We start from the raw sequence: 13,935 nt of genomic DNA, 5'->3' as shown, positions 1-13,935 counted from the left end.
CCACGTCGGGGAGATCGCAAATCTTCAGCGTCCCGGCGCCCCGTAAACCGGCGTTGCAATCCCCTCCATCCGCGCCTTGATCTGCAGCGCCACATACTTCGAATAAAAGCGCGACAGCGCCAGGTTACCGCCGTGGAACCACAGTGCTTCCTGCGCGGTCGGCTTCCACATGTTGCGCAATTCGCCTTGCCACGGTCCGGGATCGCCCTTCACGCCGGAACCCAGCCCCCAGCACGGGCCGACCTTGTCGGCAACCTCGCGCGAGACGATTCCCGCAACCGTCTCGTTCATCGACTGGTAGCCGGTGCACGAGATGATCGCGTCGGCGGCAAGCTCCGTGCCGTCTTCGAAGAGAATGCCGCTCGGCGTCAGCGACTTGATCCCGACACCGCTGCGCACGCCGATCTCGCCATTGATGATCAACTCGCAGGCGCCGACATCGATGTAGAAGCCCGAACCAGTGCGATAGGCCTTCATCAGCAGCCCGGTCTCGTCCTCGCCGAAATCGATGGCGAAGCCGGCGCCGCGCAGGCGGTCGTAGAACGCCGCGTCACGTGCCCTGATGACATCGTAGAGCGCCCGCTGGCCCTTGGGCACCAAAGCGAACGGTGTCGAGGCGACGATCATGTCGGCCTTGTCGGTGGAGATGCCGCGCGCCAGCGCCTTCTCGGAAAAGATCTCGAACCCAACCTCCATCAGCGTGTCGGATTTGACCACCGTCGTCGGCGAGCGCTGGACCATGGTCACCTCGGCGCCGCTCTCCCAGAGGTCGACGCTGACATCATGCCCCGAACTTGCCGCACCGATGACCGCAACCTTCTTGCCCCGGAATTTCTCGCCGCTGGAGTACTGGCTGGAGTGCAGCAATTCGCCCTTGAAGGTCTCGGCGCCCGGCAGCGCGATCTGCCGGGGCGGACCGTAGGCGCCGGTGGCGAAGACGATATGCTTCGGCTTCAGGGTGATGCGCTGGCCGACACGATCGACCACGACCGTCCAGACATTCTCGGCCTCGTCATAGCTGGCGCTGACGCATTTGGTGGCAACCCAGTAATTGAGCTCCATGACCCGCGTGTACATCTCCAGCCAGTCGCCCATCTTGTCCTTGGGCGTGAACACCGGCCAGTTCTCCGGAAACGGAATGTAGGGCAGATGGTCGTACCAGACTGGATCGTGCAGCACGAGCGAGCGGTAGCGGTTGCGCCAGGAATCGCCGGGCCGCGCGTTCTTCTCGATGATGAGGGAGGGCACGCCGAGTTGCCTCAGCCGCGCGCCCAGCATGATGCCGGCCTGGCCGCCGCCGATGACCAGGCAATAGGGCTGCTGCTTGACGCCGAGGTCGCGCGCTTCGCGTGCCCGCGCCTCCGCCCAGGTCTCGCGATCGGGATCGGCCTTGTGGCGTATGCCGAGCGGGCGCGCCGGCCCCTTCTGCTCCTCAAAGCCTTTCAACTCGCTCATCGCGGTGAACAGCGTCCGGCAGCGGCCGTCCTGCAGGCGTAGAATGCCCTCGCCGCGTGCCACGATCGTTTCAAATGTGAACCAGGCCTCGATAATGCCCTCGTCCGTGCTCGCCTCGCCGGCGAAATGCCAGTGGGACGGCTTCGCCGTCGCCAGCGTCGCCTCCAGCATCTCGCGGATCGCCGCCTGGCCCTCCATGGTCTTGATGTTCCAGGTGAAGGTCAGCAGATCGCGCCAGTAGCAATCCTCGACGAACAGGTTGGTCGCGGCGTCGACATCGCCCGCTTCGAGTGCCCGACCAAGGGAGCCGAGCCAGGTGGCAGCCTGTTGCGATGGTGCGATATCGAGCATCAGTCTTCCTTCGCCTGTTCGCAATGCGCCGACTGGATGCTCGGTCGCCGCTTCGTCGCAAGGTAGGATAGTTAGAACCGACCTGTCACGCTCAGCTCTGATCACTTCATGGCTGACAGATGCGGCGCCGCCCCAAAACGGAGCGCGAAGCTTTCGAAGCCGGCCCTGAAATCAGGGCACAAAAACCTTTATAGGATTCCTATTTCTTTCCTCCCCGCCCCGTCTCGAACCTTTATGGCGATCGGGTCCATATTCCGTGCGAGTTGAAGCTCCGGACGTCGTCGCCAATCAAGGTACGCGTGCCGTTCCCCGTGGAATTTCGACGTTGCCGGCTGCAATCACGAAGCACAAGGCGCAAGCAAGGAAAATACAATGGATATCCTCGTTCTCGGGATAGGGATTTCGTTCTTCGCCCTGTCCTTCGCTTACATCAAGGCCTGCGACATTCTCTGAGCGGAAGGATCACAAAATGCTTCTCGACTATATCCTCGGCGGCGGCGTGACCTTGTTCCTGCTCGCCTATCTGACATATGCCCTCATTCGCCCAGAACGCTTCTGATCGCTGCTGGCGCCAGGCACGGAAAGCCAATCTCATGACCGTCAACGGATGGATACAGATCCTCGTCTATTGCGGGATCGTCGTTTTGCTGGTGAAGCCGCTCGGCCGCTACATGTACCGCGTTTTCAGCGGTGAGCGCACGTTTCTCTCGCCTGTTCTCGGCCCCATCGAACGCGGCCTCTACCGTGTGTCGGGAACCAGCGAGAACGAGGAGCAGCACTGGACCACTTACGCGGCCGGTATCATGTTCTTCAGCCTGGCCAGCTTCCTCTTGCTCTATGTCCTCCAGCGCGCCCAAGGCATCCTGCCCTATAATCCGGCTGGCATGACCGCGGTCGAGCCAGGGCTTGCCTTCAACACCGCCGTCAGCTTCCCGACCAACACCAACTGGCAGAACTACGGTGGCGAAAGCACGATGTCCTATCTCGTGCAGATGGCCGGCTTCACCGTGCAGAACTTCATGTCGGCCGCCGTCGGCATCGCCATTGCGGTGGCGCTGATCCGCGGCTTTGCCCGCGCCTCGGTCAAATCGATCGGCAATTTCTGGGTCGATATGACCCGCTGCACCCTCTACATCCTTCTGCCGCTCTGTATCGTGCTGACCCTCGCCTATGTCTGGCTGGGCATGCCGCAGACGCTTGGTCCCTATGTCGACGCCACCACGCTCGAAGGTGCGAAGCAGACCATCGCGCTCGGCCCCGTCGCCTCACAAGTCGCCATCAAGATGCTCGGCACCAATGGCGGCGGCTTCTTCAATGCCAACGCCGCCCATCCATTCGAAAACCCCGACGCCATCTCCAACCTGATCCAGATGGTGACGATCTTCGCGCTCGGCGCCGCACTCACCAACGTCTTCGGCCGCATGGTCGGCAACCAGCGCCAGGGCTGGGCGATCCTGGCCGCCATGGGCGTGCTGTTCATTGCCAGCGTCGCCGTCTGCTATTGGGCGGAAGCATCAGGCAATCCGCTGGTCCACGTGCTGGGCATCGACGGCGGCAACATGGAAGGCAAGGAGACCCGCTTCGGCATCGCTCTCTCGGCCTTGTTCGCCGTCATCACCACCGCCGCCTCCTGCGGCGCCGTCAACGCCATGCACGACAGCTTCACCGCTATCGGCGGCCTGATCCCGATCCTCAACATGCAGCTTGGCGAGGTCATCGTCGGAGGTGTCGGCGCCGGCTTCTACGGCATCCTGATGTTCATCGTCATTACGGTTTTCGTCGCCGGACTGATGGTCGGACGCACGCCCGAATATCTCGGCAAGAAGATCGAGGCCAAGGAGGTCAAGATGGCGATGCTGGCCATCCTGTGCCTGCCGCTGGCGATGCTGATCTTCACCGCGATTGCCGTTGTGCTGCCGACTGGCGTCGCCTCGATGGCCAATGGCGGTCCGCATGGCTTCTCCGAGGTGCTCTATGCCTACACTTCGGCCGCGGCCAACAACGGCTCGGCCTTTGGCGGCCTTAGCGGCAACACGCCCTGGTACAACATCACGCTCGGCATCGGCATGCTGATGGGCCGCTTCCTGGTCATCATCCCGGCGCTTGCCATTGCCGGCTCGCTGGTGGCGAAAAAGTCGGTCCCGGCCTCGGCCGGCACCTTCCCGACCGACGGCCCGCTGTTCGTCGGCCTGCTGGTCGGCGTCATCCTGATCGTTGTCGGTCTCACCTTCTTCCCGGCCCTGGCGATCGGACCGATCGTCGAGCATCTGGCGATGATCCATGGGCAGACATTCTGAAAACGGCTCCACCTTGGATAAACGGCATGTCCTGGTTCAACATCAAGCGTCGCAAGGCTCGGCCCCGGGCCGACAATGAGGGGGAGGCAACTCCCCCTCCCTTCCCGACCTTGTCCACCTTCTTCGGCATTGCGGCAGTCATGATCGTCGTCTGGGTGCTGGTCTACGGGCCGCCGCATCTTCCTTCGGCATCCGATCGATCGGTGCCTGCCAACAACATCGACACTGGAGCCACCAAATGAGCCAGTCCAAATCCGCCAGCATCATGGATGCCGGCATCATGTGGCCCGCCATCGGCGGAGCCTTCAGGAAACTGAACCCGCGTACCCTGATCAAGAACCCGGTGATGTTCGTTGTCGCCATCGTGTCGCTGCTGACGTCGGTCCTCTTCCTCAGGGATCTTGTGACCGGCGGCGGCGATTTCGGCTTCACGCTGCAGATCATCATCTGGCTCTGGTTCACCGTGCTGTTCGCCAACTTCGCCGAAGCCGTCGCTGAAGGCCGCGGCAAGGCGCAGGCCGACTCGCTGCGCAAGGCGCGCACCGAGGCTCAGGCCAAGCTTTTGAACGGCGAGGATCGCAGCAAGTTCAAGCTGGTGCCCGGCACCAGCCTGAAGGTCGGTGACATCGTTCTCGTCGAGGCCGGCGACATCATCCCGTCCGACGGCGAGGTGATCGAGGGCGTGGCCTCCGTCAACGAGGCGGCGATCACTGGTGAATCGGCGCCGGTCATCCGCGAATCCGGCGGCGACCGTTCGGCGGTGACCGGCGGCACGCAGGTGCTGTCCGACTGGATCCGCGTGCGCATCACCGCTGCATCGGGCCACACCTTCCTCGATCGCATGATCTCGCTGGTCGAGGGTGCCGCGCGCCAGAAGACGCCCAACGAGATCGCGCTCAACATCCTGCTCGTCGGCATGACGCTGATCTTTGTGCTGGCCACCGCGACGATCCCGAGCTTCGCCTCCTATTCGGGCGGCTATATCTCGGTGACCGTTCTCGTCGCCCTGTTCGTCACCCTGATCCCGACCACCATCGGCGCGCTGCTGTCGGCCATCGGCATCGCCGGCATGGACCGCCTGGTGCGCTTCAATGTGCTGGCCATGTCGGGCCGCGCCGTGGAAGCCGCGGGCGACGTCGACACGCTGCTGCTCGACAAGACCGGCACCATCACGCTCGGCAACCGCCAGGCGACCGAGTTCCGCCCGATCAAGGGCGTCACCGAGCAGGATCTGGCCGACGCAGCACAGCTCGCCTCGCTTGCCGACGAAACGCCGGAAGGCCGTTCGATCGTCGTCCTGGCCAAGGAGAAATACGCCATCCGCGCCCGCGACATGGCGACATTGCACGCCACCTTCGTGCCCTTCACCGCGCAGACCCGCATGAGCGGCGTCGATATAGACGGCTCGTCGATCCGCAAGGGCGCGGTCGATTCGGTGCTCGCCCATGTCAGTCAGTCGACGCTCGCCAGCAGCGGCACGCGGCCCGGCAGCGACGCCGTGCGCGACCTGCAGGCGATCGCCGACGAGATCGCCAAGTCCGGCGGCACGCCGCTGGCGGTCGAGCGTGACGGCCGCCTGCTCGGCGTCGTCCACCTCAAGGACATCGTCAAGGGCGGCATCAGGGAGCGCTTTGCCGAACTGCGCAAGATGGGCATCCGCACCGTGATGATCACCGGCGACAATCCGATGACGGCGGCGGCGATCGCGGCGGAAGCCGGCGTCGACGACTTCCTTGCCCAGGCAACGCCCGAGGACAAGCTGAAGCTGATTCGCGACGAACAGGCCAAGGGCAAGCTGGTCGCCATGTGCGGCGACGGCACCAACGACGCACCCGCCCTGGCCCAGGCCGATGTCGGCGTCGCCATGAACACCGGCACGGTCGCCGCGCGCGAGGCCGGCAACATGGTCGACCTCGACAGCGACCCGACCAAGCTGATCGAGATCGTCGAGATCGGCAAGGCGCTGCTGATGACGCGTGGTTCGCTGACGACCTTTTCGATCGCCAACGACGTTGCCAAATACTTTGCCATCATCCCGGCGATGTTCGCCGTCTTCTACATCGCGCCGGGGCAGACCACCGGGCCGCTGCAGGCGCTAAACATCATGCATCTGGCGACACCGCAAAGCGCCATCCTGTCGGCCATCATCTTCAACGCGCTGATCATCATCGCACTGATCCCGCTGTCGCTGAGGGGCGTCAGATACCGCGCCATCGGCGCCGGCGCCCTGCTCAGCCGCAACCTGCTCGTCTACGGCCTCGGCGGCATCATCGTTCCGTTCGTCGGCATCAAGGCGATCGACATGATCATCACCGCCATTGGCCTCGCCTAAGGAACGACGTCCATGCTCACGCAAATCAGACCCGCGATCATCATGATCGTCTTCTTCACTGTGCTGACCGGCCTCATCTATCCGATCGGCATGACCGGCATCGCCCAGGCCTTGTTTCCGCGCCAGGCCAATGGCAGCCTGATCGAGAAGGACGGCAAGGTCGTCGGTTCCGAGTTGATCGGCCAGGCCTTCGCCAGCGACCATTATTTCCACGGCCGCCCGTCGGCCGCCGGCGACGGCTACAACGCCACCGCCTCCGGCGGCTCGAATCTCGGCCCGACCAACCAGAAGCTGATCGACCGCATCAAGGGCGACGCCGAAAAGCTGAGGGCCGAGAACCCGAACCAGCCGGTTCCCATGGACCTGGTGACGACCTCTGGCAGCGGCCTCGACCCGCATATCAGCCCGGAAGCGGCCTATTTCCAAATTGCCAGGGTGGCCAAGGCCAGGGGTGTCGATGCAGCGAAGATCAAGGCGCTTGTCGACAGCCATGTCGAGGCCCGCGAGCTCGGCTTCATGGGCGAGCCCGTGGTCAACGTGCTGGCCCTCAACCTGGTGCTGGACGCGTCAACGAAGCAGTGAATGGCAGCGGCCGGGGTCGACAGCCTCCCCGGCGCCGTCCATATCTAGAGCAATTCCAGGAAAAGTGCGCAGCCATTTTCCGTCCGGAATTGCGTGAAAACAAAGAAATGGAGCGGTTCAGCGTTTCCGTGAAACGTTGAACGCTCTAGGGTCAAATGCCAGAGGACAGAAGCAACGATTACAGACCCTCTCCGGACGCGCTGCTCGAGCATGCGGAGCGCGAGGAGCGCGGTCGCCTGAGGATATTCCTCGGCGCCGCACCCGGCGTCGGCAAGACCTACGAGATGCTGATGGCGGGTCGCGCCAGGCTGACCGATGGCATGGACGTGGTGATCGGCGTCGTCGAGACGCACGGCCGCAAGGAAACCCTGGCGCTGGTGGAAGGCTACGAAGTCATCCCGCGCCAGAAGGTCGACTACAAGGGCCGCATGCTGGACGAGATGGACATCGATGCCATCCTTGCCCGCCGCCCCAAGCTGGCTCTCGTCGACGAGCTCGCCCACACCAATGCACCGGGCAGCCGCCACCCCAAGCGCTATCTCGACGTCCAGGAAATCCTGGCAAACGGCATCGACGTCTACACGACGCTCAACATCCAGCATGTCGAAAGCCTGAACGATGTCGTGGCGCAGATCACCCATGTCAGGGTGCGCGAGACGGTTCCCGACTCCATCATCGACCAGGCCGACGACATCGAGATCATCGACCTCACCCCCGACGACCTGATCCAGCGGCTGAAGGAAGGTAAGGTCTATTTCCCCAAGACCGCCCAGCGCGCCATCGAGAACTATTTCTCGCCGGGCAATCTGACCGCGCTTCGGGAGCTGGCGCTGCGGCGCACGGCACAGCGCGTCGACGAGCAGTTGCTAAACCACATGCAGGCGCACGCCATTCCGGGGCCGTGGGCGGCGGGCGAAAGGGTGCTCGTCTGCGTCGACGCGCGTCCGGGCGGGGCGGCCCGCGTCCGCTATGCGCGCAGGCTGGCCGACCGGCTTCGCGCACCCTGGGCGGCGCTCCATGTCGACACCCCTCGTTCGGCCGCCATGTCCGAGGAGGACAAGGATAGGCTGGCGACACTGCTGCGCCTTGCAGAGCAGCTCGGCGCCGAAGCGACGACCATTCCGGGTCAGAACGTCGCGCAGGACATCGTGCGCCACGCAACGGCGAACAATTTCACCCATATCGTCATCGGCAGGCCGACCCGGTCGCGCTGGCGCGAGCTGATCGAAGGCTCGCTCACCTATGACCTCATCCGCAACGCCGGCGACATCAGTGTCCATGTGATTTCGGGAACCGATCGAGGCAGCGAAGCGACGTCGAGGAATGTAAGGGCGGCGACCGAGCAGAGGCCATTCCAGGTCTGGCCCTATCTGTTTGCCACGGCCTATGTCGCGGGCTCGCTCGCCTTCGCAGTCCTGCTCGACCAGTTTCTCGACGTTCGCAACCTGGCGATCATCTTTCTCATCGGGGTGCTGACATCGGCGGTGACCGGCGGGCTCTGGCCGGCGCTGTATGCCTGTCTCGTCAGTGCCCTTGCCTTCAACTACTTTTTCCTCGAGCCGCGCTACACACTGACGATCAGGGATCCGGAGAGCATCGTCGCGCTTGCCGTCTTCCTGGTTGTCGCCGTCATCGCCAGCAATCTGACGGCGCGCGTGCAGCGCCAGGCGGTCGCCGCCCGCTCACGCGCACGGGCCACGGAAGATATCTATCTCTTTTCCAAGAAGCTCGCCGGCGCCGGCACGCTCGACGACGTTCTGTGGGCCACCGCCTTCCAGATCGCTTCGATGCTGAAGCTGCGTGTGGTGCTGCTTCTGCCCGAGAACGGCACGATCACCGTCAAGGCCGGCTATCCGCCCGACGACACGCTGGCCGAGGCCGACATCGCGGCCGCGCGTTGGGCCTGGGAGCATGACCGCGCCGCCGGTCGCGGCGCCGACACGCTGCCCGGCGCAAAGCGCCTCTACCTCCCCTTGCGCACCGGACGCACGGCTGTCGGTGTCGTCGGCCTCGACAACGACAAGCAGGGGCCGCTGCTGACGCCGGAGCAGCAGCGTCTCCTCGACGCGCTCGCCGACCAGGCAGCCGTCGCCATCGAGCGCATCCAGCTTGTCGCCGACGTCGACCGCGCCAAGCTCGCGGCCGAGGCCGACCGCTTGCGCTCGGCGCTGCTGACCTCCATCTCTCATGATCTGAAGACCCCGCTCGCCGCCATCATGGGTGCGGCCGGCACGCTCCGTGAATTCGCCCCGGCGCTGCCCGAGAAAGACCGGGCCGAGCTGTTGTCGACCGTGCTCGACGAAGCGGAGCGGCTGAACCGCTTCATCGCCAATCTGCTCGACATGACCAAGATAGAATCCGGCGCCATGGAGCCGAACTACGCCTTCCACTTTGTCGGCGACATCGTCGGTTCGGCCTTGCGGCGGGCGCGCAAGATCACCGAGGAGCACAAGACCGAGGTCGACATCCCGTCCGATCTGCCGATGCTGCGGCTCGACCCTGTGCTGTTCGAACAGGCGCTGTTCAATCTCCTCGACAACGCCGCCAAATATGCGCCGCCCGGCTCGACGATCCGGCTGCAGGGCTGGGTCGACAATGGCTTCGTCATCCTGCAGATCATGGACGAGGGACCGGGCATTCCGCCCAACGATCTGGAGCGGATTTTCGACACCTTCTACCGGGTGCGCAAAGGCGACCAGGTGCGCGCCGGCACTGGCCTTGGCCTGTCGATCTGCCGTGGTTTCATCGAAGCGATGGGCGGCACCATATCGGCGGCAAACCGGACCGATCGCCCGGGCGCGATCTTCACCATCCGCATGCCGGTGCCGACGGAGCTGCCTGAGCTGAACGAGCCCAAAGCGGACGACCAGACCGTTGGTGATTTGGCATGACACATCAGAACGTCACCATCTTGGTCGTCGATGACGAACCGCCGATCCGCAAACTGCTTCGCGTCGGCCTCGGCAGCCAGGGCTATGCGGTCTCGGAGGCGCCGAACGCGAAGGTGGCGATAGAGCTCGTGGAGACGGAGAAGCCGGACCTGATCCTGCTCGACCTCGGCTTGCCCGGCATGACCGGCCACGAGCTGCTCGGCAGGTGGCGCGACGATGGCCTCGACATTCCGGTGGTCATCCTGTCCAGCCGCACCGACGAGACCGGGATCGTCCAGGCGCTCGAACTCGGCGCCGATGATTATGTCACCAAGCCGTTCGGCATGAACGAGCTCGTCGCGCGCATCCGCGTGGCGCTGCGACACAAGTTCCAGCAGCAGGGCGAGAAACCGGTGTTCCACACCGGCGACCTCATGGTCGACCTGGTCAAGCGCATCGTCAAGGTCGAAGGCAAGGAGGTAAAACTCTCGCCGAAGGAATACGACATATTGCGGATCCTGGTGCAGCATGCCGGCAAGGTGCTCACCCACCATTTCCTGCTGAAGCAGGTCTGGGGCGATTCCACCGACGTGCAATATCTCAGGGTCTATGTCCGCCAGCTCAGGCAGAAGATCGAGAAGACGCCCGACCAGCCGCGCTATATCACCACCGAGACCGGCGTTGGATATCGCCTGCGCGAGGTCGACTGAGCGCGATCAAACACGCCTTGTGAGCGTTCGCGCGGGCGGCTGCTCTAGTCGGCCGAGAGTTCGGCAGTCCTGGCCAGCGCGCCGCCGAAGCCGTTGAGCGAGATGGCAAAGCTGATCGGTTGTCCCGAATCCACCGCGACCGCATTGATCTTCAAGGTGGTGCCGTTCTGCAGCAGTGGCATGATGTCGGCGTTGAATGCCACCGGCACCAGGCAGCCGACGGCCTGGCAAGTGCTGAACGCCAATGCGCCGTGTTGTAGGGCTCAGCCGCCGATCCCATCAATTTGGCGTGGCTGCCCATCGACCATGGCACCGCCCGTCAAATGCCCTATATGAACGGGAGGTGTTTCACGCGGGAGCGGATCGATGCCGCAGCTTCGTCTATCGACGGTCTTCATGTCGGCCATGCTGGCAACAGTCATGCTGCCGGTTGCAGCCCCGTATGCCTTGGCGCAAGCCGTTGTTCCAACAAACCGTAATATTCTGATCCAGCAGAACGACTTGCAGGCCTTGCAAAACAGGCTGCAGCGGCGGCAATTCCAGCAGCAGCAGCAGCAGTATCGCGCCCAGGACCGCCAAATCGTGCCGCAGCCGCGACCGCAAGTGCCGGTGGTCAGGCCGCCTTGCCAGGTGCTGGGCAACGCAATTCTGGCGGGTTGCCGCTGACAAGCCATCGTTTTCAATTTATTTAGCCGACTTATCTGCCGGAAATGTCACGTTGCATCGAGGGCTGATTTGGGTTTGCACTCCCGCGAGGGAGGTGCTGTCTCGACCGGGTTTTCGCACATGGCAACGACTAACAAGAAAGTGGTACGCAAGGCAAAGCGAGGCGAACGCATCCGCCAGGTCGCGGCCATTCCCTTTCGGGTCGGCGCGGATGGCGAAATCGAGGTGATGCTGGTGACGTCGCGCACGACCCGGCGCTTCATCGTGCCCAAGGGCTGGCCGATGAAGGGCAAGAGCGGGCGCAAGGCAGCCATGATCGAGGCACAGGAAGAAGCCGGCGTTCTAGGCAAGACATTGAAAGACCCGGCCGGCACCTATTCCTACTGGAAAAGGCTGGAGAACGGCTTCATCCGCGTCGACGTCATTGTTTACCTGCTGGAAGTGACCGAGGAACTGGCCAGCTGGCAGGAGGCCGAGAGCCGACAGCGGGCATGGCTGGCGCCGGAAGACGCGGCGCTGCTCATCGACGAGCCGGATCTTTCCACGCTGCTGAGGGACCTGAAGGTTCCTCAGTCTGAAATGTCCAATCCACCCTGAGGCAAGGCCTCACCCATTCCAGAACGCCACAGAGGACGCTATGGCGCCGTTAGTCCTCGCGTGCGGGAAAGGGCCTTAATGGCGTGCCGGTATAGGCCCACAGCCATTCGCGCGGCAGCGGGCCCTTGTTGCGGTCGCTTTGCTGCGACTGTTCCCAAGCATGCGCCAAGATGCCGACCGAGCGCGACAGCACGAACAGGCCGCGCGTCAGCGCCGGCGGAAAGCCAAGTTCGCCATAGATCACGGCGGTAGCGCCATCGATGTTGAGCGGGATGGTTTTGCCCTTGCGCCGTGCAAGCTCGGCCTCGATCGCTTCGGCGATATCGGCGAAGCGCCCGCCGACGACGCCGCGCGCGGCAAAATCGCGGGTCACTTCGATGAGGCGCGGGGCGCGTGGATCGACGGGATGGAAGCGGTGGCCGAAACCCGGCACATAGCCCTTTTCCTCGGCGAGGAACCGATCGAGCCGCGCCGTCACGGCATCGGCAAGCGCCGTGCCTTGATCCATCGCCGCGGCAATATCGCCGTAGAAGGAAAGCGCCTGTTCGCCGGCGCCGCCATGTACGTCGCCCAACACGTTGATGGCCGAAGCCATGGCGCTGTTGATGCCGACGCCGCAGGTCGCCGCCATGCGGGCAATGGCGATCGATGGTGCCTGCGGCCCATGGTCGACGGCGGCACCGAGCGCAATGCCGAGCAGCGCCGCCTGCTCCTCGCCAGGCAGTTCGCCGCGCAGCATCAGCCAGATCATCGCCGGAAAGCTGACGCGGCCGATCAGGTCCTGGATTTCATAGCCGCGCAGCCGGATCACGCCCGGCCGCATTTCGATGATATCGGTCTGCCACCACTCTTCACCGCGCTCGCGGCCGGTCTTTTTCTCCGAACCGCTCATGCCCGCGCCCTTGTCATGGCTCGCGGCGGCAGGTCGGCGAAAATTTCATCCATGTGCTCGCCCAGCACCGGTGGCGCCCTGGTCGGCAAGGGGGCCGCGCCATCGACCATGAAACCGCCGCGCACGACGGTCAGCGGCTTGTCCATGCCGGGCAGGCCGTCGAAGCGCGTGGTCATATCGCGCTCTATCACTTGTGCTTCGTCGAGCACTTGCGGGATCGTCAGCACCCGCCCCGCCGGCACGCCGGCGCGGTTCAGCTTCTCTTCCCAGACGGCGGCCGAGACGCCCGCCAGGGCTTCCTCGATCAGCCCTTTCAGCGCGGCGCGGTTTCGCTTGCGCGTCTCGCGCTCGGCAAAGCGCTGATCCGACGCCAACTCCGACCGCCCGATCAACTGGCAAAGCGTGACGAACTGCTCCTGCTTGTTGGCGGCGATGTTGAGCAGGCCGTCGCCGGTGCGAAACGCGCCGGAAGGAGCCGCCGTCATGTTCTCATTGCCCATAGGCTGCGGCTCGACGCCTGCCGTCAGATAGTTGGACACCGGCCAACCCAATGCCGAGAGCGTGCATTCGAGCATCGACACGTCGAGGAAGGCGCCCTCGCCGGTCATTTTCTGCCTGACCAGCGCCGACGCCACGGCAAAGGCTCCGACCAGCCCGCCCAGCGTGTCGGCGACCGGGTAGCCGACGCGCAACGGCGCCGTCTCCGGCGTGCCGGTAATGCTCATGATACCGGAGAGACCCTGGATGATCTGGTCATAGGCCGGATTGTCGCGCATCGGCCCGGTCTGGCCGAACCCCGATATCGCGCAATAGACGAGGCAGGGGCGGACCTCTTTCAGCCTCTCATAGCCGAGGTCCAGCCGGTCCATGACCCCCGGCCGGAAATTCTCCACCAGCGCGTCGGCGGAGGCGACCAGATCGAGGAAGCGCTCGCGATCGGCTTCCTTCTTCAGGTCGAGCACCACCGATCGTTTGCCGGCGTTCTGCGCCAGGAACGAAGCGCCCATGCCAGCCTGGTTGAGCGCGGGCGAAGCACCAAGCTGGCGCGCCAGATCGCCGCCTTGCGGCGCCTCGACCTTGATCACATCGGCGCCGAGCAGCGCCAGCTGATAGGCGCAGTAAGGGCCGGCCAGCACATTGGTCAGATCGAGGACACGGATGCCGGAAAGCAGATCGGTCATGA

At 64.1% G+C, this 13,935-nt stretch carries 13 protein-coding genes; 9 read left to right on the top strand and 4 right to left on the bottom strand.

Annotated elements, in window-relative coordinates; all coding sequences use genetic code 11:
* Window positions 1-24: 24 nt before the first annotated feature.
* A complete protein-coding gene (locus D3227_RS10295; protein ID WP_120014005.1) occupies window positions 25-1,806 on the bottom strand; it encodes an NAD(P)/FAD-dependent oxidoreductase in 1,782 nt (593 codons plus the stop codon).
* 469 nt (window positions 1,807-2,275) lie between these two features.
* Between D3227_RS10295 and kdpF the strand changes: the two genes are divergently transcribed.
* From kdpF to D3227_RS10260, 7 genes are all read left to right on the top strand, one after another.
* Window positions 2,276-2,365: a K(+)-transporting ATPase subunit F gene (gene kdpF, locus D3227_RS10290; RefSeq protein WP_120014004.1), complete on the top strand. Its 90-nt coding sequence runs from the start codon at window positions 2,276-2,278 to the stop codon at window positions 2,363-2,365.
* A gap of 34 nt (window positions 2,366-2,399) precedes the next feature.
* The gene (gene kdpA, locus D3227_RS10285; protein ID WP_120014003.1) at window positions 2,400-4,103 is read left to right on the top strand and encodes a potassium-transporting ATPase subunit KdpA; all 1,704 of its coding nucleotides are present in this window, start codon (window positions 2,400-2,402) and stop codon (window positions 4,101-4,103) included.
* Between the two features lie 26 nt (window positions 4,104-4,129).
* Window positions 4,130-4,345, top strand: coding sequence for a hypothetical protein (locus D3227_RS10280; RefSeq protein WP_120014002.1), 216 nt, complete (start codon window positions 4,130-4,132; stop codon window positions 4,343-4,345).
* Window positions 4,342-6,435, top strand: coding sequence for a potassium-transporting ATPase subunit KdpB (gene kdpB, locus D3227_RS10275; RefSeq protein ID WP_120014001.1), 2,094 nt, complete (start codon window positions 4,342-4,344; stop codon window positions 6,433-6,435). The genes D3227_RS10280 and kdpB overlap by 4 nt, the downstream gene beginning before the upstream one ends.
* A gap of 12 nt (window positions 6,436-6,447) precedes the next feature.
* Window positions 6,448-7,017: a potassium-transporting ATPase subunit KdpC gene (gene kdpC, locus D3227_RS10270; RefSeq protein ID WP_120014000.1), complete on the top strand. Its 570-nt coding sequence runs from the start codon at window positions 6,448-6,450 to the stop codon at window positions 7,015-7,017.
* A 155-nt stretch (window positions 7,018-7,172) separates the two neighbouring features.
* On the top strand, window positions 7,173-9,908 hold the full coding sequence (locus D3227_RS10265) for a sensor histidine kinase (RefSeq protein WP_120013999.1): 2,736 nt from the start codon (window positions 7,173-7,175) through the stop codon (window positions 9,906-9,908).
* Entirely contained in the window at window positions 9,905-10,597 is a 693-nt protein-coding gene (locus D3227_RS10260) for a response regulator transcription factor (RefSeq protein ID WP_120013998.1), read from the top strand. The genes D3227_RS10265 and D3227_RS10260 overlap by 4 nt, the downstream gene beginning before the upstream one ends.
* 44 nt (window positions 10,598-10,641) lie before the next feature.
* On the opposite strand, the gene D3227_RS10255 is transcribed toward D3227_RS10260, so the two are convergent.
* Window positions 10,642-10,842, bottom strand: coding sequence for an invasion associated locus B family protein (locus D3227_RS10255; RefSeq protein WP_120013997.1), 201 nt, complete (start codon window positions 10,840-10,842; stop codon window positions 10,642-10,644).
* A 121-nt stretch (window positions 10,843-10,963) separates the two neighbouring features.
* Here D3227_RS10255 and D3227_RS10250 point away from each other — a divergent pair, with 121 nt between their 5' ends.
* Both D3227_RS10250 and D3227_RS10245 read left to right on the top strand, forming a co-directional pair.
* On the top strand, window positions 10,964-11,263 hold the full coding sequence (locus D3227_RS10250) for a hypothetical protein (protein ID WP_120013996.1): 300 nt from the start codon (window positions 10,964-10,966) through the stop codon (window positions 11,261-11,263).
* Window positions 11,264-11,383: 120 nt separating this feature from the next.
* Window positions 11,384-11,860, top strand: a complete 477-nt coding sequence (locus D3227_RS10245; protein ID WP_120013995.1) for an NUDIX hydrolase — start codon at window positions 11,384-11,386, stop codon at window positions 11,858-11,860.
* Window positions 11,861-11,909: 49 nt separating this feature from the next.
* Here D3227_RS10245 and D3227_RS10240 read toward each other — a convergent pair whose 3' ends face one another.
* Both D3227_RS10240 and D3227_RS10235 read right to left on the bottom strand, forming a co-directional pair.
* Entirely contained in the window at window positions 11,910-12,752 is an 843-nt protein-coding gene (locus tag D3227_RS10240) for a citryl-CoA lyase (protein WP_120013994.1), read from the bottom strand.
* Complete coding sequence (locus tag D3227_RS10235) at window positions 12,749-13,933, bottom strand: CaiB/BaiF CoA transferase family protein (RefSeq protein WP_120013993.1); 1,185 nt, start codon at window positions 13,931-13,933, stop codon at window positions 12,749-12,751. Before D3227_RS10235 ends, D3227_RS10240 begins: the two co-directional genes overlap by 4 nt.
* Between the last annotated feature and the right edge of the window lie 2 nt (window positions 13,934-13,935).

Source organism: Mesorhizobium waimense (assembly GCF_003601975.1).
GTDB classification, from domain to species: Bacteria; Pseudomonadota; Alphaproteobacteria; order Rhizobiales; family Rhizobiaceae; genus Mesorhizobium; species Mesorhizobium waimense.
Note: the sequence above shows the minus strand (reverse complement) of the source record. Positions and strands in the feature narration are given on the sequence as shown.